Below are 26637 nucleotides of genomic sequence, written 5' to 3'. Positions count from 1 at the left end.
GGAAGTCATAGCCTGGCAGGAGTGCCTCGCTGCTGGCTGGAGCTACTGCTCATTCCGGCGGCATCGGTCCAGGCGAGGCATCCGGCAATGACAGGCGTCGTGCTGACCACAAGGGCGCCGCGCGCGTGAAGGGATACCAACCCGCGCCACGAGACGCGGTCGACCGCCCAGATGGTGCCGCTGGCGTCGACCCATTTGAGATGGGCGTCGGCGACTTCAACGGCCCGCATCATCGCCGCCGGTTCCATCCCGGCCCGAAAGACGATGATGGAATTGGCGGCACCGTTGAAGAACGGGCCGGCGCCGGCTGCCAATCCCGCGAGCAGGACGATGCTGGTAAGCGCTGCCGAAGCACCGCGTGCCGGTCCGCCGCGGTTGGGCAGCACCAGCACCAACACAAGCGGCACGATGCCGAAGATGACCAGCCACGCAATATCCCAGGCGAGCGGCAAGTCGCTGTTCATCTTGATCCGGTGCAGACCCAGCAGCCAGTGAAACACGACGGCATCGACGACATGCCAGACGCCGAACCCGGCGAAGGCGAGCCGCAGGATCTCCGTGGTGGTCCCGGGCCGCGCGCCGGCCGCCCTCGCGGCCACCAGCAGCACCGTGCCGGCGACGGCGAGCACATACATGAAAAGATGGAAGAGGCCGTCGGCCATGATCTGGAAGCGCAGGTCGGAACCCACCGGATCGGCGACGCCCGAGAGAAGATGATGCCATTGCAGGATCTGATGCAGGACGATGCCGTCGAAGAAACCGCCGAGCGCGAAGCCGAGCAGCAGCCAGCCGGCTCGCGTTCTCGGGTCGAGTGTCGCGGTGATCGCGTCCATGTCAGGACCACCGGCTCCAGGCCGGGGCGTTCAGTTGCCTGGGCACCGACATGTCCGGCGGCGTGGGGTCATGGAGACCATGACGCGCCTCGAGCCAGAAGGCGGATATCAGCCCACCAACCACCGTCGTCAGAACCAGGGTCGCAGCAATTATCGCCAGCATGGACGTCGATCCTCAGCCGCGCAGGGTCGGCCGCGCGGAACCTAACAGCGGCTTCCGTGGAATGTTCCTGGCTGTCGGTTCGGTGGAGGGAACAATCAAGTTCCAGCACGGTTCGATGCTGGCGACGGACGGCTCAAGCGGAGAAGGTCATGAACGAATATACGGCGGCAGATCCGGACGGTCTCGACAGCCAACAGCCGAGCGGCATCACCCGATGGCTGTTTTCGACCAACCACAAGGACATCGGCACACTCTATCTGGTCTTCGCTTTCATCGCGGGGGTGATCGGCATGCTCTTGTCGGTGAGCATGCGAATCGAGCTGCAGCAACCCGGGATCCAGTTTTTCCCCGGACTGGCGTCGATGATCTACGGTTACCAGGGCGACGCGGCGATCGACGCCGGCAAGCAGCTTTACAACGTCTTCACCACGGCCCACGCGCTGATCATGATCTTCTACACTGTGATGCCCGCCCTGATCGGCGGCTTCGCCAACTGGATGGTTCCGATCATGATCGGCGCCCCCGACATGGCCTTCCCGCGCATGAACAACATCTCGTTCTGGCTGCTGCCGCCGGCATTGATGTTGCTTTTGTTGTCGATCTTCATGCCCAGCGTCCCCGGCGGCTATGGCCCTGGGACCGGCTGGTTCCTGTACCCGCCCCTGTCGACCTCCGGCCACCCCGGTCCCGCCGTGGATCTGGTCATCCTGTCTCTGCACATTGCGGGCGCCTCCTCGATCCTGGGTGCCATCAATTTCATCACCACCATCTTCAACATGCGCGCGCCGGGGATGACCCTGCACAAGATGCCCCTGTTCGTGTGGTCGATCCTCATCACCGCCTTCCTGCTGCTGCTGGCTCTGCCGGTGCTGGCCGGCGCCATCACCATGCTCCTGACCGATCGCAATTTCGGAACCACGTTCTTCGCGCCGGACGGCGGAGGCGACCCGCTGCTGTACCAGCATCTCTTCTGGTTCTTCGGCCACCCGGAAGTCTACATCATGATCCTGCCGGCGTTCGGCATCGTCAGCCAGGTGATCTCGACCTTCTCGCGAAAGCCGATCTTCGGGTATCTCGGGATGGTCTACGCAATCGTGGCGATCGGGGTGATCGGCTTCGTCGTCTGGGCCCACCATATGTACACCAGCGGGATAGGCCTCGACACGCAGCGCTACTTCACCTTCGCCACGATGGTGATAGCAGTGCCGACCGGGATTAAAGTGTTCTCCTGGATTGCAACCATGTGGGGCGGTTCGGTCAGCCTGCGGACGCCGATGCTCTGGGCCCTCGGCTTCATATTCCTGTTCACCGTAGGCGGGGTGACGGGCGTTCAACTCGCAAATGCCGGCCTCGACCGTGAACTGCACGACACATACTTCGTCGTCGCGCATTTCCACTACATACTCTCACTGGGAGCGATCTTCGGCATCTTCGCGGGCTGGTATTACTGGTTTCCGAAAATGACGGGATATCTCTACAATCCGCTTCTGGCTGGGGTCCATTTCTGGACGACCTTCGTCGGCGTGAACCTCGTCTTCTTCCCCCATCACTTCCTTGGATTGGCTGGCATGCCGCGTCGCTATGTCGACTATCCCGACGCATTCGCCGGCTGGAACATGGTGTCCTCTTATGGATCGTACCTGTCGGCCGCGAGTGTCGTGATTTTCCTCTTCGGCATCTTGGAAGCTTTCTACCGGCGAAGAGCCGCCGGCATGAACCCGTGGGGGCCAGGAGCTACCACATTGGAGTGGGAGTTGACCTCTCCACCCCCTTTCCATCAATGGGACAGGCTGCCGCAAATCAGATGAGGCCGGGTCGAACTCCTTTGCGCAAGCCAGCCCGGTTCGCCGCTGAGGCGAACTTCAGCCTGCCGGTGGCAGACGCTGGCTGCAGCAGGGAACCGGATCGCTATCTGAAGCTGATTAACAGCACAGCGAACAAGCTTGCGAGCGCGACTGCCCAGCAGAATAACCAATTGGCGATCAGAAGAAGCGATTTGAGCACGGTGGCATGGCAGTAATCTTCGATAATCGATTGCATTCCAAGCCGCATGTGAACGCAGCTTACGAGAATGAAGCCAATAAGGGCTGGCGCGACATAGATCGATCCTACGACGCTGAGGACGGCGTCTCGAGGCTCACCGACCAGCATTATAACGACCGCGACGATGTAAATGACAAGGATCAACAGGGCAGCAGATGTCAGCCGCTCCAGCATGAACGTTTCGGTTCCGTGTTTCGCCGATCCAAGGCCCCGCACTCGAGCTAGCGGAGTTCTGATTGAGGGTCTGTCAGCCATGGCGTTTCCCCAAAATTACTTGGTTGCCTTGCGCGCAACTCAAGCTGTTGCTGTTTCGATGCCCGGGCCGCCGGTGCCGACGGATAGTGGGCAAGCACGGTCTCCAGTCGAGCAAGGCGGGCTTTGTGGGCGTTCAGTTCGTATCCTGAACGCCATCCAATTTGCCTGGGTCTGCCATCTCTGCATAACTCGCTTTCAAGCAGCGAGATACGAAGGCGGACCGCGTCGATCTCCTTGACAAGCGCGGCCTTCACCGATTTTCGACTCTGCATGGCTGTAGTTCCGGTGCAAGGATGGTTCCAAACCTGACGCGTCTGGAAATGTTCCCGGGTGCCGAAGGCGTGCTGAAGATTAATGCCTCAGTGCTGCACCCGCACAATGGGTCGCCATGAGCAAAGCCGGGCACTAGCTCAACGGCCGCGGTGTGCCCGACGAATGCTTGTGAAGAGGAGCGAATGCCTGGCCCGCCTCGTCCCGAGAGATAAGTAGCCCTCAGAACAGCGACCGCACGTGGCCGAGATGACCAGAGGGTGTTCTTGGGCCAACATATGTTAACGGCCACTTTTGTTTCTCTCTCCTGCAAAAATATTTGGGCTGAAAGGCCGGGAACTAACCGATCCTCCGGATGTTGCGGAGTTAGTCAGGAGAAACGGACTATGTCGGACAAAGAAATTCATCGGGGCGCCTCGCGTTTTCGCCCTATCCGCGTCGTGGACGCCCGCGTGTTTCGCGGGCCGCACCTCTATAGCATGACGCCAATGGTCCAGATTCGGATCGACCTCGGAGCACTTGAGGCGTTCCCGACAGACAAACTGCCTGGGTTTTCCGAACAAATCGTCCGACTGTTGCCCGGCCTTGCGGGCCATGGCTGTAGTTATGGCGCCGCCGGCGGCTTCGTCCGCCGCATGCAGGAAGGAACCTGGCTCGGCCACGTCGTCGAGCATGTCGCCCTGGAACTGCAGAGCATGCTCGGTCACCGGGTGACACGAGGAAAGACACGGTCGGTCAAAGGCAGTCCCGGCACTTATAACGTCATGTTCGCCTACAAGGATGAGCTTGTCGGGCTGCTCGCCGGACGCGTCGCGCTAGAACTGGTGGACAGCCTGCTGCCGGCCAATCTGCATGGTGTCGAGGGGCTCGGCGACATTGCGGAAACGCAGGGGCCATTCGAGTTCGCAGCCAGGCTGCAGCAGCTCAAGCGTCTGGCCGCGGAGCGTGCCTTGGGGCCTACGACTGCTTCCTTGGTGCGCGAGGCCGAGAGGCGAGGCATACCCGCGGCGCGGATCGACGACAGCAGCCTCGTGCTGTTTGGTCACGGAAAGCATCAGAAGCGCATCCGCGCCAGTTGCAGCGACCTCACTTCCGAGATTGCGACCGAGATCGCCTCGGACAAGGACCTGACCAAATTCCTGCTGCAACAGGCCGGGCTACCGGTGCCACGCGGGGAACTGGTGCGATCGGCGCAGGACGCGGTCGCGGCAGCCGCACGGCTGGGCTACCCCGTGGTCACCAAACCACTCGATGGCAATCATGGAAGCGGCGTCAACATCGGTCTGGCAACAGAAGACGACGTCCGCTGGGGTTTCGAACAGGCGCGAGAACACAGCCGCAGCGTTATCGTCGAGCAGCATTTCGTCGGCTCGGATCACAGGATCCTGGTAATCGGCGGAAAGGTGGTGGCGCTTGCCGAGAGGGTTCCGGCCCATGTGGTCGGCGATGGCCGGAGTTCTGTCGCCGAGCTCGTCGAGGAGACGAACCGCGACCCGCGGAGGGGAGAGGGCCATTCCTCGGTATTGACCCGCATCGAAATCGACGAATGCGTCGAGCATTTCCTGTCAAAATCGCAGCTCGCCCTGGCGAGCGTTCCAGCGCCGGGCCAAATGGTGCTCTTGCGGCCCACCGCCAATCTCTCCACCGGTGGGACCGCGATCGACCGGACGGAAGAAATCCATCCCGAAAACGCGCTGATCGCCAGGCGGGCGGCACAGATCGTCGGTCTCGACATTGCCGGGATCGACTTCGTCTGTCCCGACATCTCACGGCCGGTCAGCGAGACCGGCGGCGGCATCATAGAGGTGAATGCCGGTCCTGGCTTCCGCATGCATCTCGAACCCTCGTCGGGGCGCGCCCGCAACGTCGCACGGCCCGTGCTCGATCTTCTCTTCAAAGGCGGCAAGGACGGCCGGATTCCGATCTTCGCGATCACCGGGACCAACGGCAAGTCGACCACTGCCAGAATGCTGGCGCACATCCTGCAGGCGAATGGCGCAACCGTCGGGCTCACCTCGACCACCGGCGTGTACCTGAACGGCGAACGAATCATCACAGGCGATTGCTCAGGCCCGCAGAGCGCCAGGATCGTGCTGCGCGAGCCGGGTGTCGATGTCGCGGTGCTGGAATGTGCACGCGGCGGCATCCTGCGCGAAGGGCTTGCCTTCGATGCATGCGATGTTGGCGCGGTGCTGAACGTCCACGGCGATCATCTCGGGCTGAGGGGCATCGACACGATCGAGGACCTGGCGGACGTGAAATCGGTCGTGGTCGAGTCCGTCCGCCGCGGCGGATGGAGCATTCTTAATGCCGACGACGTCCATACGTCCGCAATGTCGCGCGATGCCGGCGGCAGGATCTGCTACTTCTCGCTGGCGAGCAGGAGCGAGTGGCCCGGTTTCTTGCGCAGCCACCTGGCGGAAGGCGGCCGCGCCGTGACGCGGGAGCCCAGCAGCGACGGCTGGGACATTTTCATCCACGAGGATGGGGAATCGATGTTCCTGATGAGCGTCGACGAAATTCCCGCGACCTTCGAGGGTTCGGCCGAATTCAACGTTGCTAACAGCCTGGCAGCCGTCGCCATGGCGCATTGCCACGACGTTCCGGCGGCAACGATCCGGGCGGCGCTGGCCGAGTTTGGCACCTCGTTCGAGCAATCTCCCGGTCGCCTCAACGTCTTCGACGGGCATGGTTTCCGCACGATCGTCGACTATGCGCACAATCCGGAGGGGCTGAAGGCGCTCGGAAAGCTCGTTTCCCACATGGGGTGCGGCTATCAGCGCACGATCGGCTTGGTCGCCATACCGGGCGACCGCCGCGATTGCGACATCCGCGAGATGGGCGCGATCGCTTCGCGGATATTCGATGTCATCGTCTTCAAGGAGGATGAGCAGGAGCTGCGCGGCCGAGCCCCCGGAGCGATCGCCGGCTTGCTGCGGGAAGGTGCCTTGAACGCCGGCTGCGCCCCAGGCCGCATACACGCCGTCTGTCCCGAGAAGGAGGCCGTCGACGTGTGTCTCCGGCTTGCTCGGGAGAACGACCTTGTCGTGCTCACCGTCGACGACGTTGAAGCCGTGTGGCGGCAGGTAACCGGCTTCGGAGGCGCGACGCCTTCGAGGGGAGGGCCCGATCAGACCCATATTCGCCATCTGAGGGCTGGCTGATGTGGTCGCTGATCCTGCACGGCGGCGCCAAGGAGATCGATCCGCAAGAGGAGGAGGCGCATCGCAACGGATGCATCGAGGCGCTCGAGGCAGGTCGGGCCGTCCTGGCCGGCGGCGGAACGGCGGTCGATGCCGTGGAAGCTGCCGGTCGCGTCCTCGAGGCGGACCCGACGTTCAATGCGGGATATGGAAGTGCCCTCAATTCGGACGGCGAGGTCGAGATGTGCGCTGGCCTGATGGAGGGCAGGGACTTCAATGTGGGTGCCGTCGCAGTGATCAAGGGCGTGCGCCATCCAATCAGTGTCGCCAAGGCCATGCTGCATGAGGAGCCGATCCTGCTGGCGTCGGAGGGGGCCCGGCGTTTCGCCGCCGACAAGCAGCTGGAGCTTTGCGATCCGGCGGATTTGATCACGCCGCAGCAGCGCGAGGCCTCCAGCAAGTCTGAGGCGAAGGATACGATCGGTGTGGTTGCCCTGGATCAATACGGGGACATCGCCGTGGGCACTTCGACCGGCGGACTGGACGGCAGTGCTCCGGGTCGTGTGGGGGATTCTCCGCAACCCGGTTGCGGCTACTATGCCGACAACCAATTGGGAGCCGTCGCCTTCTCGGGAGACGGTGAGCATATTGCGCGAAAGGCTCTCGCGGCCCGTGTCATGCAGGCACTCTCGGCGCGGCAGGCATTGTCCTCGGGGCAGGCTGAAGGCGGCCTGGAGCAGGTGCTGAATCCCGCGCTCAAGGAAGTCGAGGCGATCGGCGGCGAAGCCGGAGCCATCGTGCTTACCGCGACCGGCGTGTCTGGATGGGCGCATAACAGCAGGGAGTTCGCAGTCGCATTCATGACCAGCGAGGACAACCACCCACACGTTTTCCTGCGCAAGAAAGACGTGGACAAATGACCGACAAGAAGAAAAAACGATCCTCGAACGGTAAAGCCGGAACGCTCGTCATCATCGGCGGCCACGAGGACCATGATGGCGATCGTGTCATCTTGAAGGAGGTGGCGAGCCTGGTTCCGAACGGCCGCCTGGTGCTTGCCACCATCGCGTCTCATGAGCCGGATGGCTATCTCGAGAAGTATCAGAGGTCCTTCGGTGAGCTGGGCATCAAGGATGTCATCGAGCTCTACGTCAACGACCGCCTCGAGGCAGCTCATGAAAAGAAAATAAGTGCGCTCGCAGACGTGAGTGCGGTGTTCTTCTCCGGCGGCGACCAGCTCCGGATCACCAGCCAGATCGGCGACACGCCCATCGACGAGCGGGTGCACGAAATCTATGAAGCCGGAGGCGTCATTGCCGGCACCTCCGCGGGCGCGTCGGTCATGAGCGACACAATGATGGTGAAGGGGCCGAACGCAGCGTCCTTTCGGATCGGCCACATTCGCATGGCGCCGGGACTGGGCCTGCTGCCGAACGTCATTATCGACCAGCACTTTGCGGAACGTGGCCGCATTGGGCGGCTCATCGGGGCGGTGTCGCAGAACCCGCGCGTCCTCGGCATCGGCATCGATGAAGACACCGCGATCGTGGTGAAGGGCGAGATGTTCAAGGTCATCGGCAGCGGCGCTGTCTATCTGGTCGATGCAGCCGGCGTGACGCATTCCAACATCGCGGAAGGTGAGCCTGATGCCGCCCTTTCCATCCATGATCTTAGGGTTCACGTGCTGAGCTCAGGCGACGGGTTCGATCTCGCGCTGCGACGGCCGGTAGGGCTTCCGTAAGACTTCGCCACACTCAAGCTGATGGTGCGGCGCGGTCCGCGTACCGCGAAAACCGCATATATGAAGCAGTTCTCCTATTTGAAGTCGCCCAACCAGAATTGTCGCGTTGTTGCGGGCCCGGCAGGATTACAGACGGCCTCTCGTCGGCTCGAATCCCGCAAAGCTGAAGACCTTCGCTCACCCGGCGTTCTGCCGGGCTAGCCCCGGCGGCGACTGGCCTGAATGGCAGCAAAGGTTACCGGACGAAACCCCCATGCGTCGACGCCGACATCATGCTGGCGCGTCATCGGCTTCAGACGACCGTGCGAATGACCGTGCAGGTTTACCGATCTCTTGCCGATCTGGTTCCAGGTGCGAAAAGGATAGTGACACAGAACCAGCAAGCTGCCCTCGACAAGAAGCTCCATATAGTGGTGCACGCTCGCCCAGGCCGGGTCGCCAATGGTGGCAGCGCCATCATTGTTGCCAATTATCAGGTGCTTGGATCCGTTAAGAGACGACAGCAGTGAAGACACGGTCTCGGCTGGACCCTTGGCGAAATCGCCGAGGTGCCAGACCTCGTCGTTCGGGCCAACCGTTTCGTTCCAAAACGCAACCAGCGCCTGGTCATGCTCGACCAACGAGGCGAAGGGACGCCGGTCGAGGCGCAGAATGCGCGGATCGTTGAAATGCGTATCGGAGGTGAAGAAGATCATGCGCCGCGGCCGGCTGCGACGCGCGAATGGCGGTCGCCTCTAACTGCCGGAGCGCTCTTCGGCTTCATCATCGATCCCGATCGGGGCTTCCCTGAGCATCTTGAGTGCCTCTTCCTTCGTAAGGCCGCACTTGCGCGCGAAGTAGAGCGCCTCGATCGCCTTTTCGCGATCCGCCGTGGATTTTGCGTGCTGTTTGGGCTTTTTGCCCATTGTTCTCTGTCACCTTCCGAGGCCACCAAACCTTCACCGTGCCGCGTTGTTCCCGTGCATCGGCTGACCTGCCGGACTGCGCGAATGCCGATGTCGCCGACATCCCGCGAGCCCCGGACAGCGCGTATATCAGCCGGCTCGCGACAACGGCGGAGCGACTCCAACCCCGACAGCGCGAATTCAAACGAAAGCCCGCGCCGTGGGAGGGGCCGGCGCGGGCGATCGGGCTACCGATCTTGCAGCGCGGGGGTCGACCGCTGCATGGCTCGAACTGTGCAAGCGAGCATTTGTTCCGGGGCGCATGCAAAGCATCGGCGTTTCATTGCATCCTGGGGGACACAACCAGCATTTCGCTTCAGTCCGCCGCCGATGTGGGAGGATGAATACCGCCTTGCGCTAATTCGTCCGCCCTGGACACGAAACCAACCGCGCATTGAGCGCGTAGCTTCGGCGATTTAAAACACCTGCACTGGAATATTTCCGGGCGCATGGAACATCTCCGGTCGCTGATGTTTAGGCCGGAATGACGATGATCTCTGTTCTTACAATGATTTACTCTCTCGCCATCTTTATCGGCGCGAAGCGGCGCAACCTCTTGGTGAATGCGAAACTCGATCGAGTTTTGCGCAATATGGCTGGCGCAGAACTGAATCAACGTGGCCATTAAACCGCAACAGCGCCGGTTCCAGTTCACAGCCAGTGTCCTCGCGGCCGCTACTTCAGTTCGGGTGGCAAGCGGCTCGGCAGGACTGCAAAGACCGCCCCGTCTGGGCTGGCTGGTGCACGGTCGATCCGATTTAGTCGATGACGGCGGGGCACGCTGGCTCGAATTGGGGAGCCACGTCCACGATCCCCGCACCGGGGCACGCACCTTTAGGTACGGCCCACGCGAGTGGCTTCGGAGGACCTATCCATGAACGATGATGATCCTATAAATTCGCTCGCCAATGCAATTCGTCATCGCAGCGCAATTTTGTTTGTGGGGGCGGGGGTATCGATCAGCGTCGGACTTCCGTCTTGGGAGAAGCTCATCGAGCGAATGGCAAAGGAGCTCGGCGTCGACGATGAATTTTCCACGCGACGCGATCGTTTTCAGACCTTGGCCGAATACTATCGGATCAAGCATGGCAGCATCGGACCACTTCGCAGTTGGATGGACAGAAACTGGTCTGTCGCCAAGGAACGGATCGAGAAATCGGAATTGCACCGTCTCATCGTGACGCTCGATTTTCCCGTCATCTATACGACGAACTATGACCGGAACCTGGAACTCGCTTTTGAAATCCACGGTCGAGAGTACGTGAAAGTGGCCAACGCACGGCACGTTGCGCAGGCCCGTCGAGGCGTAACGCACATCGTGAAATTTCACGGCGACTTTGACGAGGACTCTTCCCTTGTCCTCACCGAAACCGACTATCTTGACCGCCTGTCCTTCAATTCTCCCCTTGATGTCCGCTTTCGTTCCGATGCTCTCGGCAGCACGATCCTGTTCATTGGCTATAGCCTCTCCGATCCAAACATTCGGCTGCTGTTGCACCGGCTTTGGCAGACCTGGCACCGGTCTGGATATGAGAAAGATCGTCCCCCTTCGTTCATCTTCATGCCCAGCCGCAACCCTGTGGAGGAGGCCGTGCTTGGGCGCTGGGGTATTTCGGTGCTCGTTGGCGCAGGTGATGATCCTGAAGCCGGTCTGACGGACTTCCTCAGGCGTTTGGTGGAAGCGGTGGCGGTGACCTGAGGCGCGCTCCCCAGTGGACTGCAGTCGGGTTTTCTCAGGTGCGCGGTGACCGACGCACCAGGCGGTAGCCGACAGGCGCCAGATCGGCGACTGTTGGAGCCACGACTTCCACAATCAATCCCGCCGCCTCATCTTGGCGTGAAGTCGATCTCCGGCGTCAATTGCCGGCAATATGCACAAACCAGGTCAATCGTCGTTTGCACATCATCCAGGCAAACAACTTCGGACGGGGTATGCATGTAACGCAAAGGCACGGACAGCACCCCACTTGCGACGCCGCCGCGGTTCTGCTGCATGACACGCGCGTCGGTAGGGCTTGAGCTGCCCACCGCCTGAAGCTGATAAGGTAGGCCCTCTTTCTCGGCCACCGACTTCAGCAGTTTGAACACCACCGGGTTGGTGTTCGCGCCTTGAGTGATTGCCGGCCCTTTCCCAAGGTCCAGTTTGCCCTGATCCTCGGCGCGAGCGCGCGGATAGTCCATTGCCACGCCCATATCGATTGCGAGGCCGGTTCGAGGCGCGATATTGAACGCCGAGGTCATCGCGCCTCGGGAACCGATTTCCTCTTGAACCGTACCCAGGATATAGAGCCCCACGCCGGGGTGAACGCCTCCCTCCTCAGAGAGGCAGCGCAGCACCTCGGCGCCGATGAGGAGGCCGACCTTGTTGTCGAACGCTCGTCCGACAGCAAGGTTGCCCTGGAGCGCTGCAAACTCGCCATGGATAGTGACCGCGCTGCCGACCTCTACGACCTTCAGCGCTTCCTCTCGCGAACTCGCGCCGATATCGATCCACAGTTCCATCAGCGAGGGAGTTTGAGACGTGTCAGAGGCTTTGAACGTCTGGATTGCCTTGCGACCCACGACGCCCAGGATCGGCTCCTTGCCGTGCACCCAGACACGCTGGCCGATTTCAGTGGCAACGTCCGTTCCACCTATGGTGCTGAAGAAAAGAAAGCCGTCATCGTCGATGTAATGGACGATGAAGCCGACCTCATCCATGTGCCCGGCATACATGAAGCGCATAGACGCCTCAGGATTGATGATCGCCGTGACATTGCCCATGACGTCCGTCGTCAACCTGTGGGCATACGGACGAACATACTCGCGGAAAAGCTCCGCTACGGGTTGCTCAAAGCCGCTCGGCGACGGGGTCGCCACAATATCCTTCAAGAACTTGAGTGATTCATCGCGCATCAAGCTGACTTTCACGGTTCAAGGGGTGGAGGGCCATTCGAGCATGGTCATACTCGTCGGGCTTCGCGCCAATTTTGGCCTTCTTCGGTGCGATCGCCCGCGAATTGGTCAGCCCAAGGCAGGTTGTGGAGCCAGGCTTCGCGCCGGGGGGTCCAAAGCTCGTATGTCGGGAGAAGGTCGTTTGGCGCATCGTCGAGAGTGCCGATCATGATCTCGGCTTCGTCGTCGCGGAGATTCACCACGCGCGACCCGCATGCCGGACAAAAACCTCTGCCGTTGAACGCCGCAAGCTCCCCCTTGCACTGGTAAGCCGACCGTGGCCACACGGCAAAGGCACTGTAGGTGCTGCCGCTGGTTCGCTTGCAATCCTGGCAATGACACAAGCCAACGCGCAACGGCGCGCCGGCAACAACATACCTCACAGACCCGCAAAGACAGCCGCCGGTCCGCTCTATCTTGTCAACCTCGTCGTTCATGGTCGCCGCCGACATGAGTGAGGGGAAACGTGTTGGACTCCGCTCTGCCGTTTCCATCGAGGCATCAAGTTAATGGGCAATGTCTTCAACAAGGCCTAGCTCCAAAGCTCTTGCTGCCATCAGGTAGCAGCTGTTCAGGGCATGGTCGCGCAGCTCTTCCAGCGATGTTCGAGAACCTTGGACGAGATCGGCGAACCCTTCATTCTCGAGTCGCTCTGCCGTTTCCAACAGCGCAAGTTGTTCGCGAACGATCTGAAGACAGCTTCGAATTGGTCCATTCAGAACCAAGTCTTTCTCAAGCCTTCTTTCATGAATCAGCAGGACTGCTTGCGGGCAAAGGAACCTGCAGGCTTTCGGGAAAGCGGCAAGGACCGTTACCCCGGCAGAGTAAACCGTATTCTTGCCAATGATGTAGCCGTTGCGGCCCGAGTGTTTCAGAAAAAGTTTGAACTCTAGAGCTAGACGTCGCGCGCCGTCGGCGTCGCCTCCGGGCGTGTCGATTTCAACGTAGAGATCGTCTTCCCCGGAACGCACGGCTTTCAAATCGTCCAAGGCTTTGGTGACGACAGTGTCATCAATCAAGCCGTGTATACGCAAGTTTGGATCGAACAAAAGCCGGTGAAGGTCTGGAGCGGGCGGCGGGGAGACGGTGTGTTCGGCTGACTGGGGCAACAGGTCCATATAGGCATCCTCATTATGGGGGCCGAACTTAGTTGGTACCCTTTTGTTCCCTTGAGGGAGTTCGAGCGGTGGTGATCACAGCCGCGTCTCTCGGCGGCTGTGGAGCTCCCTCTTTCATTGCAGATCCTTTTCGCACCAGGCCCGGTAGAGGCACCTCAGCCGCTAGGTTGGCTCCATGGGCATATCGGGCATTTGCCGGAGCTGACGCAGTCGCTTTGCTGATTTCTGCCACGTCCGGGACCAGTCCTGTGGATGGTTGAACTCGACGGCCTCAATGGTTCCCGGCTGCTGCCTTCCGGACCCCCGCGGTCGGGCTATTTTTCCTGGCCGTGCCATTTTTCCGGGGGGCTGAAACAAACAGCTTTGTTGGCAGTTCTAGCGTCCGGAGCACCGGCTCCGCGCGGCGCGGCCGAGCGGCCGGGGCTGTCCGGCAGGAGGTCCAGCAATGTCTCACGATATGCAAAGACGATTTGCAACGCGCTTGATCGCGGTTGCGCTGATGCTCTCGGCCAGTGGCGTGGCGCCTGTCCTGGCCCAGGATACCCCGACCGACTTCACAGCGATCATCCAGCAGAAATTGCCGGCCGTGGTCGCGATCACGACCCGGGAGGTTGTCCAGGACCAGACGACGGCGGGCGACTTTACAAGTCCGTTCGACGGCCAGGGACTCGGACCCGTTCAGCCGCAGGTGAGGGAGGCGCTTGGCTCCGGATTTGTGATCAGTGCTGACGGCTACATCGTCACCAACAACCATGTCGTTGCCGATGCGACAGAGATCCATGTCGTATTTTCCGACAAGGAAACGGCGCCGGCGCAATTGGTCGGCCGTGACCCCGCCACCGATATAGCGGTGCTGAAGGTCGACCCGCGGCCCAACATGACCACGACCAAATGGGGTGACTCGGATGCAATGCAGCCGGGCGCATGGACAATCGCGATCGGCAGTCCCTTTGGGCTCGGAGGGACTGTCACTGTCGGCGTTCTTTCGGCCCGCTCGCGAGACATTCAAGCCGGGCCGTACGACGATTTTCTCCAGACGGACGCGTCGATCAATCGAGGCAACTCGGGCGGTCCGCTGTTCAATGCACGTGGCGAGGTGATCGGCGTCAACACCGCCATCGTCTCGCCGTCGGGCGGCAGCATCGGGATCGGATTTGCGGTGCCATCGCGCACCGCCCAGAGCATCGCCGACCAGTTGATTAGAACCGGCCGGATCGAGCGTGGCTTCATCGGGGTCCGCCTGCAGGACATCACGCCGTCGCTGGCTGAGGCCCTCGGGATGAAGGATGACAAGGGCGCGCTGGTTGCTTCGGTCGAGCCCGGCAGCCCGGCGGAGAAAGCCGGCTTGAAGCCGGGTGACGTGATCACCCGGTTCAACGGCAAGGGCATTGAGGGTGTCCATGACCTCACGCTTGCGACGGCTAGCCAGAAGCCTGGCAGCAAGGCCACTCTGACACGGAGTAACGGCGGCAAGGACCAGGAGATCGCGCTTGTCATCGGTGAGCGCAAGGATGCGGAGGTGAAGACCGGCGCTGTTCCCGACAAGAAGTCGGCGGCAGAAGGCCTCGGCCTATCGCTCAGCCCGATTCCGGATCAGGCGCGTCAGCAGCTCGGCATCAAATCAGGAACGACCGGCGTCTTCGTCGTGGAAGTGGTTCCCGATGGCCTTGCCGCCCGGAGCGGATTGCAGCTGGGCGATGTCATCATATCGGCCAACAATCGCCGGGTGACGGAGCCTTCGGACATCGTCGAGGAGTGGGCGAACTCTCGCCGGCAGGGCAAGCCCATCCTGTTTCGGCTGGAAAGGCAGGGGCAGTCCGTGTTCGTGGCGGTCGCCGGGAAATGACCGTCTCCAGGACGACCATGTGACTGCACCACGATCCGCTTGCGGATCCCGCTTCAAGGGTGTCGGACCCCAGGTGCACCGGGGAAGCATCGCCGCAGAAAGTCTGCAGGATGCGCTCATTGGGCCGGGTGCGCAAAGGGCACTGATTCTGCAGCGCCAGAGCTCTTTTGAGCTCATCGTGCTCGAAGGCGCTCGCCATCCTCAGGCAGTTTCGCGCCTTCCCGTAAGCCGTGCCTGGAGAAGGACGACGACGAGCAAAAACAGCCCGCGGATTACCGACTGCCAGTAGGCTGACAGCGAAATCCAACCCATGCCGTTTTCGAAGTTCAGGACGTTGAAAAGGATCCCGAGCAACAGCACGCCGGCCAGCGTGGTCAACACCGAGCCCGAGCCGCCGGTCAGCAGCGTCCCGCCCACGACCACGGCTGCGATGGCAAACAGCTCCCAGCCGACGCCCTCGATCGGCTGGCCTGCGCCGAACTGAGAAGCGAGGACGACGCCGGCGAGCCCGGCCAGGCACCCGCTTGCGACATAGACGAGAAATTTGACGCGGTCAGTGCGCAGCCCCATCAGCCGCGAGGCATCCTCGCCACCGCCGATGGCCAGCACCGTCCGTCCCGTGCTGGTGTAGTTCAGGACCACTGAGCCGACGGCATAGGCAACCAGGGCGATGACTGCCGGAATCGGGAAAATCCAGAAATTCCCTTGGCCGATGGCGGTGAAACCCGAATCGTAAGACACCGAAACGGTCTGGTTGCCGGCCAGAAGCAGCGCCGAGCCGCTTGCGGCCAGCATGGTGGCAAGCGTGGCGATGAATGGCATCAGGTTGCCGCGCGTAACCAGGAGCGCGTTGATCAGCCCGGCTGCCAGGCCGGCGCCAACGCCCGCTGCAAGGCCTGCCACGATGCCGTGCGGGCTCGCCAGGGCCGACGCGACGCTGCCCAAGGCGGCGACGGAGCCGACGGACAGGTCTATGCCGCCGGTCATGATCACGAAGCACATGCCGAGCGCGACGAGCGCGAACATCGAGTTGTAGCGCAGAACGCTCATCACGTTGAAGAGGCCGAGGAAGCGGTCGTAGCGCAGGAATCCGAACAGGACGAGGGCTGCAAGCGCGATGACGACACCGTAAGTGCCGATGATGCGAACCAGTCTGGCGCTGTTCATGGATTACACCCGGTGTTGCTGCTGCAGCCAGACGGCGAATGCGATGATGCCGGCCTTGACGACGAGCGCAGCGGCGTCGGGTACGCCATTGGCGAGCAGCGTGTAGCGCACCAACTGGATGGTCAGTGCGCCCAGCAGGGTGCCGATGATTGTGGCCTTTCCGCCACTCAACAGCGTGCCGCCCACCGCGACCGCCGCGATGGCGTCGAGTTCCATGCCCAGCCCCACGAGATTGGCGTCGCTGGAGGAGTTGATCGCAATGACGACGAGACCGGCTAGCCCCGCGCACAGGCCGCTGATCGCATAGACAGCGAGCTTGATCCTCGATACGGCGATGCCGGCGAGTTCAGAGGCCTTTTCATTGCCGCCGACCGCCAGGATGCTTCGCCCGAACACCGTGCGGTGAAGGGCCCAAGCGGCCGCCGCAACCAGCACGGCCATGATGATGACCTGCGCGGGAATGCCGAGCGGGCGGGCAAGTCCGATCCACTGGAATTGCGGCACGCGGAAGGTCTGCAGATTGCCGTTGGTCATGACCTGCGCGATCCCGCGCCCGGCGATGAACAGCACGAGCGTTGCGACGATCGGTTGGATGCGGAAGCGCGAGACCAACCAGCCGTTGAACAACCCGAACAGGCCGGCGACGAGGATCGAGGCAACCATCGCGACGGCTACCGCCAGATAGATGTTTCCGACCGGGAAGATCGTGCCCATGAAGATCATCGGCGCCAATGCGCCGGAGATCGCCATCAGCGAACCAACCGACAGGTCGATGCCGCCGGTGGCGATCACCAGGGTCATCCCCACCGCGACGATCACAATCGTGCAGACCTGGGTCAGGTTGACGTTGAGTGTCTGCAGCGTCGCGAAATTGCGCGTATAGGCAAGGTTGAAGACGACCAGCAGCACAAGCGCGATCACCGTCCCGTAGCGCGCCAGGAAACCGAACACATCAAAGCGGCGGTTTCCAGCGTCGTTGGCTGCGGATGGTGTGGCCAGATCGCTCACGCTGCCTCCTTCGCCGCGCCGCCATGCGCCATCGCCGCGAGCACGTCCTCCTCGTCGGCTGCCTGGCCTTCCAGTTCGGCCACCCTCACTCCTTCGCGCAGCACGAATATGCGGTCGGCTCCTTCCATCACTTCCTCGAGTTCCGAGGAGATCATCAGCACGCCGAGCCCGTCATCGGCAAGCTTGCGGATGAGGCGCTGGATCTCGGCCTTGGCCCCGACATCGATGCCGCGCGTCGGCTCGTCGAGAATGAGCAGCTTCGGGTTCATTGCCAGCCAGCGGGCAAGCAGCACCTTTTGCTGGTTGCCGCCCGACAACTCGCGGACCTTCTGGTTAGGCCCCGAGCATTTGATGTCGAGTTCACGAATGAAGCGCTCGACGATCTCCTTCTGCCGGGCCTCGTTCAGGATGCCATTGCGGCTGATTTTCGGCAGCAGTGCCAGTGTTATGTTCTCCGCGACGGTCATTTCCGGCACGATGCCCTCGGCCTTGCGGTCCTCAGTGCAGAAGCCCATCCCTGCGGCGATGGCATCAGCGGCACGTGCGGGATGGTAGGACGCGCCCTCCATCGTCATCTCGCCTGCGCTCCGGCGGTCGGCGCCGAATACGAGGCGGGCTGTTTCGGTGCGGCCGGCGCCGAGCAAGCCGGCAAAGCCGGCGATCTCGCCGCGGCGCAGGTCGAAGCTCACGTCACGCACCAACTGGCCGGCCGCCAGCCCTTGCGCGGTAAACAGCACATCACCGATCCTCGACCGATCGCGTTCGCCGAACGCGGTCGCATGGCCTTCGACGGCTGCGACGTCGCGGCCGAGCATGGCCGCGACCAGCTCCAGCTTGCCGATGTCGCTCATCGCCGCGCTTCGCACCGTGCGGCCGTCACGCATGATCGTGACCCGGTCGCAGACCTCGTACAACTCGTCGAGCTTGTGGCTGACGAACAGAACGGAGACGCCGTCGGCCTTGAGCTGACGGATAACGCTGAACAAGACCGAGACTTCACGCTCGTCCAGCGAGGAGGTCGGCTCATCCATGATCACCAGGCGGGCGGAAAAGCCGATGGCGCGGGCGATCGCCACCATCTGCTGCGTGGCGGTGTTGAAATCGCTGAGCGGGCGGCGCACGTCGATGCCGATCGAGAAGCGGCTGAGCAGGCGCTCGGCTTCCGCATGCATCGCGCTCCAGTCGAGCAGGCCGCGGCGGCGCTTCTCGCGTCCAAGGCAGATGTTCTCGGTGACCGAGCGCAGCGGTACGAGATTGATCTCCTGGTAGATGGTGCTGATACCGCTGACCTGCGCCTGATGCGGAGACCCAACCTCGAACGGCTTCCGTTCGAACAGCACCTGCCCCGCATCCCGGCGGTAATAGCCGGTGAGCACCTTGATAAGTGTCGATTTGCCCGCACCGTTCTGGCCGATGAGTGCGTGGATCTCGCCCGGAAGAACCTGGAGCGAGGCATCGGCCAGGGCAGGGATGCCGGCAAAACGCTTCTGGATGTCACGCATGTCCAGGAGCAGCGCGGCTTGGTCCGGCTGAGCGGTCATCGTCAAACTCCCAAACCCTACCCGCCGGAGCGGGTAGGGCAGCTGGAAAGAGAGTGGATATCAGAACGCAATATCGAAGTCTTTCTTCGCGTTCGTGGCGTCGAAGAAGGCATCCTCGTTCTTGATGAACGGCGGGATCTTCTTGCCGGCCGCATAGTCGGCCATCGTAGCGAAGGCTTTCGGCCCGAACAGCGGACTACAAGCGCAGATAGCGCCGATCTTGCCGTCAATGATCGCCTGGACGCCTTCCTTCTCGCCGTCGATCGACAAGATCAGCACATCCTTGCCCGGGGTCTTGCCGGCTGCTTCCAAAGCGGCGATGGCGCCCAGCGCCATCTCATCATTATGCGCGTAGATGATATCCGCATCAGGGTGCGCCTGAAGCAGCGTCTCGGCGACCTGCCGGCCCTTGTCGCGGGCGAAGTCGCCGGACTGCGACGCCAGGATGGTGAACTGCGAGTGCTTGGCGATGAAATCGTCGAAGCCTTTCTTGCGGTCGGTAGCGGCCGAGGCTCCGGTCGTGCCTTCCAGCTCGATGATCTTCGACTTGCCATTGGCGTTCTTGACCAGCCATTCGCCGACGCGGGTCGCCTCCTCGATGAAATCCGAACCGATGAAGCAGACATAATCCTCGCCCGGCTTGGCCATGGTGTGATCAACGTCGCGGTCGACCAGAAACACCGGTATGCCGGCATCGCGCGCAGCAAGAATGACCGGCACCAGGGGCTTGTCTTCGCGGGGCGGCAGGAAGATTGCGTCGACGCCCTGCGCGATCATCGAGTTCACGTCGGAGGCCTGCTTGGCCGACGAACCGGCGGCATCCGTGTAGACCAGCTGATGGCCAAGCTTGGCGGCTTCGTCCTGCATGCTCTTGGTCTCGGCAAGACGCCACGGATTGTTGCTTTCCGTCTGGGCGAAACCGACCTTGTACTTGTCCTTCTTGGCGAGCGGCGGGAGCGCCGCGAAGGCGCGTGAGCCGAGTGTCAGCGCGACCGCGCCGGCGGCGGAGCCAACCAGTAGTTTTCGACGGGTAATGATCATGCTCTTTCCTCCTTTATTGTCGCTTTCAGCGACTGTGTAATTTCCTCACGATATCGGCCCAGACGGCTTCGGCGATGACGCCGTCGGCAAGCTGGGTCAGGCGCTATGCCGCCTCCAAAATAAAGTCGGCGCAGCGGTCGCCCAGCATCATGGCGGGCGCCGCCGTATTGCCGGCATTGATGTTGGGGCAGGCCGACATGTCGGCAACCCGCAGATTGTCTATTCCGCGCACGCGCAGCGCCGCGTCCAGCACCGCCATCCGGTCGCTGTCCGAGCCCATCCGGCATGTCCCGGCCGGATGGTAGTTGGTCTTCACGAAGCGCTTGCAATGCTTTGTCATGGCTTCGTCGCTGAGATCATCCTGGCTTGGCACGGCAATGGCCTTGACCCGATCGGCGAGCGGCTTGGTCTGAAAAGCCTGCAGGAAATAACGCTGGCCGGAGATCATTTCCCTCATGTCGTCGGGATGTTTAAGGAGGTTCGGCGAAACGATCGGCATGTCCTTCGGATCCGCCGAACGCAGCCTCACGAAACCGCGCGACTTTGGCTTCACCACCACTGTCGTCACGGTAAGCCCATAGGTGTTCTCGACCAAGGTCAGGATATCGCGGTCCAGATAGACGTGCGGCACGCAGAAGGCCTGGATCGTCGGTTCGCCCTCGGGATCGGCCGGATTGACGAAGGCTCCGGCCTCCACCCCCGCTGACAGGATCGTGCCGGTGCCGAAGAGCTTGAAATGCAGGCCGTTCCTGATCATCCGCCAGCCTTGGCCCTGCCTGAAATAGCCGTATGGGCCGTTTGCGGTGGCGATGATCGGCACCTCCGGATGGTCGATCAGGTTTTCGCCGACCCCGGGCAGGTCGGCGACGCAGGAAATGCCGTGCCCGGCAAGCGCCTCGGCGGGGCCGATGCCGGACAGCATGAGCAGTTTCGGCGAGACGAGGGCACCGGACGAGACGATCACGTCGGCATCCGCATGGACGGTATGCTCGGCGCCCGACGCATCCGAATAGACGACGCCGGTGACCCGACCGTTCTCGATCAGCAGCCGGCTGACTGTGCAATTGAGTTTCAGCGTCAGCTTGGGATCATTCGTCAGCGGCTCGATGAAGGCATAGGCGGCGCTGCTTCGCTTTCCCCGCCGGTTCATGAACTGGTAGAAGCCGACCCCGCGCTGCGACGGTCCGTTGAAGTCATGGTTGTACGGCAATCCAAGGCCTTGGACGGCCTGGACGAACCAACGGGAAACATCATCGATGTGGCCTGGATCCGAGACCAGCAGCGGACCTTCGCTGCCATGCAGTTCGCCGCCGAGGCGGTTGTTTCCCTCCATGCCGGTGAAATGCGGCAGCACCGCCTGCCAGTTCCAGCGCACGCCGGCATTGTTGCCGCGCAGCAGTTCGTCCCACTCCTCATAGTCGGCCGAGCGGCCTCGCATGTAGACCTGGGCGTTGACCGAGGTGCCGCCGCCCAGCACGTTGCCTTGCGAGATTTCATGGACGCGGCCGTCGAGATGGGCCTGCGGCTCGGTGCGGTGATAGCGCATGAATTTCGAGCCGTTGATCATCTTGAAGATGCCGGGCGGCATGTCGAGCAAGGGATGATGATGGGAATGGCCGGCCTCCAGCAGCAGGGTTCGCCGTCCGGCTTTGACAAGCCTTGCCGTCGCGACGCAGCCGGCTGCTCCGCCGCCCACCACGATATGGTCGTAGGACTGCGTCATGCTTCCGGCGCCTCACGGCTTTCGAATGTTCCGCGGACATACTCCCAGGCCGCCGAGAGGTGGTTGAGCAGCGCCCGCTCGGCGCCGTCAGGATCTCGCTCAAGGATGGCCGTGCAGATTTCACGATGGCTGAGGAAATTCACGCGGTTGCGCTCGGGCGACCGTGGCATGCGCATCCAATGCGGCGACAGCCATGCGGTAAATGCCTTGTGCACGACAGGCAGCACCGGGTTGCGCGCGATGTCATAGAGCGCTGCGTGGAACGCCACGTCCGTCGCATAGAATTTCTCGGAATCCGGGATGGCCGCCTCGTTCATCGCCAGCGCCGCCCTCAGGGCTGTGACGTCATCCTTGCGGGCATGGATGGCGGCGTTGCGCGCCAGCGACGCCTCGAGGAAGACGCGCATGTCGTAGAGGTTCTTCACGCCCGCCTGGTCGCTCAGCAGATGTCCTACAATGCCGTCGAGGGCGCCGAGCGCGGCATCCAGGCCAGGCCGACGCGCCACGGGCCGGAACCGCGGACGCGCTTCCACCAGGCCGCGGCTGGCCAGGCGCGCAATCGCCTCACGCACAACGCCCCGGCCGACACCATACTCGATCATCAGTTCGCGCTCGGCCGGCAGGTAGCTGCCGTCGCCAAGCCTTCCGGACGTGATGTCGGCCTCTATGCCGGCCACCATCGCGTCGGCCGCGCGGGCGGCGAGAATAGCCGCGGGCATCTCAGGACGCTCTTCCGTATCCAGCAAGCCTTTTCCTCCCAGATGGTCCTGTTATTAGAAGGTAAATCGGACCAAAGCACAAGCGGATTGATGCTTTTGTAGGACCAAAAATGACGGATTGGCTTCAGAACCGCTGAAAGATCAGCCACATTGTTGCCAGTCAGCGCTGCCGGTGCAATTATGGTCCGATGAAAAAACGTGAATGGAGCGCAGCATGAGCCGCACCGAAATCAAGGAAGTCGAGACCCGGCTGTTTCGGGTCCCACTGCGTGAGGTGATGACCGATGCCAAGCACGGCGCGCACACGCATTTCGAGCTGGTCACCGTCACGCTGAGGCTTGCCGACGGCACCGAGGGCACAGGCTACACCTACACCGGCGGCAGGGGCGGCTATGCGATCAAGGCAATGATCGATCACGACCTCGCGCCGTTCCTCAAGGCACGCGACGCAACGCAAATCGACACGATCTACGACGGCATGCTCTGGCACATCCACTATGTCGGGCGCGGCGGCATAGCTTCTTTCGCGATCTCGGCGATCGACATCGCATTATGGGACCTCAAGGGCCGGCGTAGCGGCCTGCCGCTTTGGCAGATGGCGGGCGGGGCCGGGAAGAGCGCCAAGGCCTATCGCGGCGGCATCGACCTAAACTTCACCCTCGATCAGCTTTTGGCCAGCATCGATTCCTATCTCAATGCCGGCTTCACCGGGGTGAAGATCAAGGTCGGCAAGGACGACCTTGCCGAGGATGTGGCCCGGGTGAAGGCAGTTCGCGAGCGCATCGGCCCTCATGTCACCTTTATGGTTGACGCCAACTACGCGCTGGACGTCCCGCGAGCGATCGAGGCAGCGAGAGCATTCGCCGCCTACGATCTGCTGTGGTTCGAGGAGCCCATCATACCCGACGACTATCAGGGTTACGCCAGCATTGCCAAGGCGACCGGAATGCCCCTGGCAATGGGAGAAAACCTGCATGTCATCGAGGAGTTCGAGCATGCCTTCGCTTGGTCGAATCTCGCCTACATCCAACCCGACGCCTCCAACTGCGGCGGGGTCACCGGCTGGCTGCGCGTGGCAGCGCTCTCACGCAAGGCTGGCATTCCGGTCTGCAGTCACGGGATGCAGGAACTTCATGTCAGCCTCGTTGCAGGTCAGACAAATGCCGGCTGGGTGGAGGCGCATAGTTTTGATATTGACCATTATACCACTGAGCCGCTGAGGCTTCAGGATGGTTTGGCGATAGCACCCGACGAGCCTGGAGTGGGCGTTGTCTTCGACTGGCGGAAATTGGCGGATTTTCGCCAATAGCCCCCTGAACGGCGGCACGGCCGCATGCATTTTGTCCAGATCCTCCTTCCTCGTTCCGGCAACGCGGAGAGCGCTTCGCCGAGGAAGACTTCGACCGTCTGAAGAACGAACTCGCCGCCGCCGCAGCCAGCGGGCATACCCCTTATCGGATGCCACACTTACATTTGTAATTGCAGCGACGCTTCACCGGCTTTAACTCACGCGATCATAGCAGCGACACGACAAATGCAGGCGGCCGCCCGAAAACGGGCAGAAGCTGCAAGCATTGGGTGCGCCTGCAGGGAGGCGGCGATGGTTGCAACGCGTACGGACACTGCACATCCGGTTATGGAGGACTTCATTCTATCACGGCACCGCTCACCGGTCCGCGAAGTTGGATTTTACGAGGCTATGAGTCAAACCCGACAAGCGATCGCCACATCGCGCGAGGTGCTGAGGCGCTTTCGCGAACGTCAGGGCGACGACACTCCTCGAGCAAAGAATACAGACCGTGGTCCTGTCGCCGTGTCAGCCTTCGATGCCGACATCATACGCGCTGCATGCCGAGATCTGATCGCGGAGATGAACGTGCCCGAGTGTCAATGGCGCGAGCTGGCGCGAAGTCTGGTGCGCGAATTCGTGGCCTGCGAGCAGACCGAAGCCGGTTTGGTGGATTGGATCGTCCGCCGGCCAGCGATGACGGAGACGGACGAGGCCGGCTGACCGGAGCCAACTGGCGGGGCGGCGAATGAGCCAGGAGTCAGTCGACCGCAATTAACGCGAGCAAACAGGTCTCCCGGCGACTTGTTGCGCGGGAACTGCGGTGATCCGAGGATCGGAAATTTTGGCGAGCGGCTTGGACACATCTGATCCTCCTCGTCTGTAGCGTCGCGCTCGTGTTCGCATTTGAAGCATGTAGCGAGGACTGGCCGATGGCGTGACCTTTGGTTGAGTGGAGACGAATGCGTCCAGCCTACTGTCCAAGGCACGGCGGCGGCCATGTCGCGTTGCTCCCGGCCTTCGCACACAAGGAGCCCAGGCCGGATGCCAACCAGGCTGCATTAGGCCAGTGGGAACAATTTGCGCGGGCCGAGCTTGGGCTAGCGTCGTACAGAGGTGCAAGTATGCAAGATAATTTTGACCGAGCTTCATCCGTCGCGGAGGTTGCGGAATCCTTCGTGAGATCCCGGAGGCCGTTCTCTGTCGTATCGACTCGGGATGCGGTCACGATTGTCAGGAAACAGGCAGCTTTTTGCGAGCATACGGATGGCGAGCTTGCGGAGTTGGTGGCGGCAATTGCGGTCAGGCATGGTCGATTGGTCGCGTTCGATCTTGATCTCGACGACACAGGCTTGGAGATCGGTCGCGCAGCATAGCCAACGCCTCACGCAATGAGATAGCCACCGTCAACCGGCAGAATTGCCCCAGTGATGAACCCCGCGAGCGGAGAACACAAGAACAAGGCGGGGCCGGTCAGGTCGCCCGGCGTACCCCAGCGACCCATCGGAGTGCGTTTCATCAATTCCGCGTTGCGAACTGGATCGGCCCGTGGCGCGGCGGTCATGGCGGTCTCGATCCAGCCAGGCGCCAATGCGTTTACGCGGATGCCATCCCCGGCATAGGCGATGGCGAGCGACTTGGTAAGTTGCACGATGGCGCCCTTGGATGCGGCGTAAGCCGGGGCATGAGCCGCGCCGAAAAACGCGAACATCGAGGCGATGTTGACGATGGCGCCCCCGTTCGAGAGTGCCCCTCGGAACGCGCTCGCACTCCGCATGGAGCCGGTGAGATTGATATCGACCACCGTTTCGAAACCCTGGACAGTGAATTCGGCGGCGCGCAGGTTTACCCCTGCGCAATTTACGAGCGCTGCAACGGATGTGAACTGACTGGAATATCCTTCGACCGCAGTCATGTCCCGGACGTCGAGTACTGAATACGAGACGGCGGTGCCGTATGCACGAGCGGCCGCTACCTCGGCGGCCGTGGCCCCCGTCGCGTGGACAATTGCCCCGGCCTCGGCGAACGCCATGGCGATGCCGTTTCCGATACCTGTCGTGCCTCCGGTAATGACGACGGTCTTGCCCGCGAAGAAGGGCATGGCCCATATGGAGTCGGTCACCAATATCTCCTCGTTTCGCCTCTGTGGCGGACCGCGAACTCACCGCAGCGGAAGGCAAACGGGCGGATGTCTACCGTACGAATTGATCGACGAAATCGTCACCGAGACCCACGCTCGCATAGTGATTTCTGCACATGTCGATCTTGGTGAAAACGTCCTCGAAACCAATCTGCTTGTTATCCTTGTCCAGGTAAACCATGCAGCCGGAAATGTTGAAGAAGGTGATCATCTCGGGCACGTCGCTTGGAACCGTGAGCGTGTGGATTTCACCGGGCGGCTCGAAAACGTAAGATCCCGTCTCTGCCACCCAGTCGTGTTCAAGATAATGCCAACGCCCCTTGATCACATAGCCATGCACGGGGGCCGGATGCAGATGACGGCTTAATATCCCGGCCCGGCGTACGCGGAGCAGATTGCACCACTGCCCTTGCATTGTGTTGAGCATAAGTGGTCGGAACCACACGCCCTCCGCCTGTGGGACCCAGACACGCTCGTCTTCGGGGACGGCAGCGATCGCGATCTCTTTCGGTGCCAGGGGATGGGCGGAGCCGTTGAAGGATTGATACATAGGAACCTCTGTCGCCAATTCATTGGAGTCCATATCAGCGCGATCCTAACAACTGGGCCGAGTTCTGCCGAGGCGCAATCGGGCGCCCACGCATTGGGTAGTGTGCTGAGAGTTCTGCAAATTCGCTGAGAGGGGGCGGTCATGGCAGGCTGGTGATTGTTCACGTCACC

General features: G+C 61.8%; 23 protein-coding genes. 8 read left to right on the top strand and 15 right to left on the bottom strand.

The features are described 5' to 3' along the window. Positions 1-5: 5 nt before the first annotated feature. Entirely contained in the window at positions 6-833 is an 828-nt protein-coding gene (locus X733_RS137830; RefSeq protein WP_023696175.1) for a DUF2243 domain-containing protein, read from the bottom strand. 312 nt (positions 834-1145) lie between these two features. Here X733_RS137830 and ctaD point away from each other — a divergent pair, with 312 nt between their 5' ends. Beyond that, positions 1146-2804, top strand: coding sequence for a cytochrome c oxidase subunit I (gene ctaD, locus X733_RS137835; RefSeq protein ID WP_023738737.1), 1659 nt, complete (start codon positions 1146-1148; stop codon positions 2802-2804). Positions 2805-2904: 100 nt separating this feature from the next. Here the strand turns inward: ctaD and sdhD are convergent, their stop codons facing one another. Continuing rightward, positions 2905-3294: a succinate dehydrogenase, hydrophobic membrane anchor protein gene (gene sdhD / locus X733_RS0136105; protein ID WP_027050929.1), complete on the bottom strand. Its 390-nt coding sequence runs from the start codon at positions 3292-3294 to the stop codon at positions 2905-2907. 536 nt (positions 3295-3830) lie between these two features. Here sdhD and cphA point away from each other — a divergent pair. The 3 genes from cphA to X733_RS137850 are packed head-to-tail and all read left to right on the top strand — an operon-like array spanning position 3831 to position 8448. Beyond that, positions 3831-6728 carry a cyanophycin synthetase gene (gene cphA / locus X733_RS137840; protein ID WP_245274550.1) on the top strand — a complete coding sequence of 966 codons (2898 nt, stop codon included), beginning with the start codon at positions 3831-3833 and terminating at the stop codon, positions 6726-6728. Continuing rightward, positions 6728-7627, top strand: a complete 900-nt coding sequence (locus tag X733_RS137845; RefSeq protein WP_023820255.1) for an isoaspartyl peptidase/L-asparaginase family protein — start codon at positions 6728-6730, stop codon at positions 7625-7627. The genes cphA and X733_RS137845 overlap by 1 nt, the downstream gene beginning before the upstream one ends. Next, positions 7624-8448 (top strand): cyanophycinase, encoded by an 825-nt coding sequence (locus X733_RS137850; RefSeq protein WP_023693470.1) that lies wholly within the window; start codon positions 7624-7626, stop codon positions 8446-8448. The genes X733_RS137845 and X733_RS137850 overlap by 4 nt, the downstream gene beginning before the upstream one ends. Positions 8449-8645: 197 nt before the next feature. Here X733_RS137850 and X733_RS137855 read toward each other — a convergent pair whose 3' ends face one another. After that, on the bottom strand, positions 8646-9143 hold the full coding sequence (locus tag X733_RS137855) for a hydrolase (protein ID WP_023702861.1): 498 nt from the start codon (positions 9141-9143) through the stop codon (positions 8646-8648). Positions 9144-9182: 39 nt separating this feature from the next. Further along, complete coding sequence (locus X733_RS1000000169030; RefSeq protein WP_023672674.1) at positions 9183-9353, bottom strand: hypothetical protein; 171 nt, start codon at positions 9351-9353, stop codon at positions 9183-9185. 913 nt (positions 9354-10266) lie between these two features. Here X733_RS1000000169030 and X733_RS137860 point away from each other — a divergent pair. After that, positions 10267-11091 (top strand): SIR2 family protein, encoded by an 825-nt coding sequence (locus X733_RS137860; RefSeq protein WP_023707499.1) that lies wholly within the window; start codon positions 10267-10269, stop codon positions 11089-11091. Between the two features lie 128 nt (positions 11092-11219). Here X733_RS137860 and X733_RS137865 read toward each other — a convergent pair whose 3' ends face one another. The 3 genes from X733_RS137865 to X733_RS137870 form a co-directional block, all read right to left on the bottom strand. Then, a complete protein-coding gene (locus X733_RS137865) occupies positions 11220-12287 on the bottom strand; it encodes a M20/M25/M40 family metallo-hydrolase (protein WP_023820253.1) in 1068 nt (355 codons plus the stop codon). 47 nt (positions 12288-12334) lie between these two features. Then, positions 12335-12763, bottom strand: coding sequence for a GFA family protein (locus tag X733_RS0136100; protein WP_050588073.1), 429 nt, complete (start codon positions 12761-12763; stop codon positions 12335-12337). A gap of 69 nt (positions 12764-12832) precedes the next feature. Beyond that, positions 12833-13444, bottom strand: a complete 612-nt coding sequence (locus X733_RS137870) for an ATP-dependent Clp protease proteolytic subunit (RefSeq protein WP_023672669.1) — start codon at positions 13442-13444, stop codon at positions 12833-12835. 445 nt (positions 13445-13889) lie between these two features. Here X733_RS137870 and X733_RS137875 point away from each other — a divergent pair, with 445 nt between their 5' ends. Then, a complete protein-coding gene (locus X733_RS137875; RefSeq protein WP_031194197.1) occupies positions 13890-15290 on the top strand; it encodes a Do family serine endopeptidase in 1401 nt (466 codons plus the stop codon). Positions 15291-15491: 201 nt separating this feature from the next. Here X733_RS137875 and X733_RS137880 read toward each other — a convergent pair whose 3' ends face one another. The 6 genes from X733_RS137880 to X733_RS137905 form a co-directional block, all read right to left on the bottom strand. Further along, complete coding sequence (locus X733_RS137880; protein ID WP_023820250.1) at positions 15492-16457, bottom strand: ABC transporter permease; 966 nt, start codon at positions 16455-16457, stop codon at positions 15492-15494. A 3-nt stretch (positions 16458-16460) separates the two neighbouring features. After that, entirely contained in the window at positions 16461-17408 is a 948-nt protein-coding gene (locus X733_RS137885) for an ABC transporter permease (protein WP_245260127.1), read from the bottom strand. A 53-nt stretch (positions 17409-17461) separates the two neighbouring features. After that, positions 17462-19006: a sugar ABC transporter ATP-binding protein gene (locus X733_RS137890; RefSeq protein ID WP_023707501.1), complete on the bottom strand. Its 1545-nt coding sequence runs from the start codon at positions 19004-19006 to the stop codon at positions 17462-17464. Positions 19007-19066: 60 nt separating this feature from the next. After that, on the bottom strand, positions 19067-20047 hold the full coding sequence (locus tag X733_RS137895) for an ABC transporter substrate-binding protein (RefSeq protein ID WP_023672664.1): 981 nt from the start codon (positions 20045-20047) through the stop codon (positions 19067-19069). A gap of 103 nt (positions 20048-20150) precedes the next feature. Then, the gene (locus tag X733_RS137900) at positions 20151-21770 is read right to left on the bottom strand and encodes a GMC family oxidoreductase (RefSeq protein WP_023743374.1); all 1620 of its coding nucleotides are present in this window, start codon (positions 21768-21770) and stop codon (positions 20151-20153) included. Next, positions 21767-22516, bottom strand: a complete 750-nt coding sequence (locus tag X733_RS137905; protein ID WP_023707502.1) for an FCD domain-containing protein — start codon at positions 22514-22516, stop codon at positions 21767-21769. The genes X733_RS137900 and X733_RS137905 overlap by 4 nt, the downstream gene beginning before the upstream one ends. Positions 22517-22703: 187 nt before the next feature. On the opposite strand from X733_RS137905, the gene X733_RS137910 reads away from it, so the two are divergent. Further along, the gene (locus tag X733_RS137910) at positions 22704-23798 is read left to right on the top strand and encodes a mandelate racemase/muconate lactonizing enzyme family protein (protein ID WP_031194196.1); all 1095 of its coding nucleotides are present in this window, start codon (positions 22704-22706) and stop codon (positions 23796-23798) included. Positions 23799-24089: 291 nt separating this feature from the next. Continuing rightward, positions 24090-24500, top strand: a complete 411-nt coding sequence (locus tag X733_RS0136095; RefSeq protein WP_023738748.1) for a hypothetical protein — start codon at positions 24090-24092, stop codon at positions 24498-24500. A 661-nt stretch (positions 24501-25161) separates the two neighbouring features. Here X733_RS0136095 and X733_RS137920 read toward each other — a convergent pair. Both X733_RS137920 and X733_RS137925 read right to left on the bottom strand, forming a co-directional pair. Beyond that, positions 25162-25899, bottom strand: a complete 738-nt coding sequence (locus X733_RS137920) for an SDR family oxidoreductase (RefSeq protein ID WP_245263955.1) — start codon at positions 25897-25899, stop codon at positions 25162-25164. A 70-nt stretch (positions 25900-25969) separates the two neighbouring features. After that, the gene (locus tag X733_RS137925; protein WP_023710477.1) at positions 25970-26467 is read right to left on the bottom strand and encodes a 2,4'-dihydroxyacetophenone dioxygenase family protein; all 498 of its coding nucleotides are present in this window, start codon (positions 26465-26467) and stop codon (positions 25970-25972) included. Positions 26468-26637 lie beyond the last annotated feature (170 nt).

The organism is Mesorhizobium sp. L2C066B000, assembly GCF_000502335.1.
Lineage (GTDB): Bacteria > Pseudomonadota > Alphaproteobacteria > Rhizobiales > Rhizobiaceae > Mesorhizobium.
This window is presented reverse-complemented; position numbering and strand designations above follow the sequence as displayed.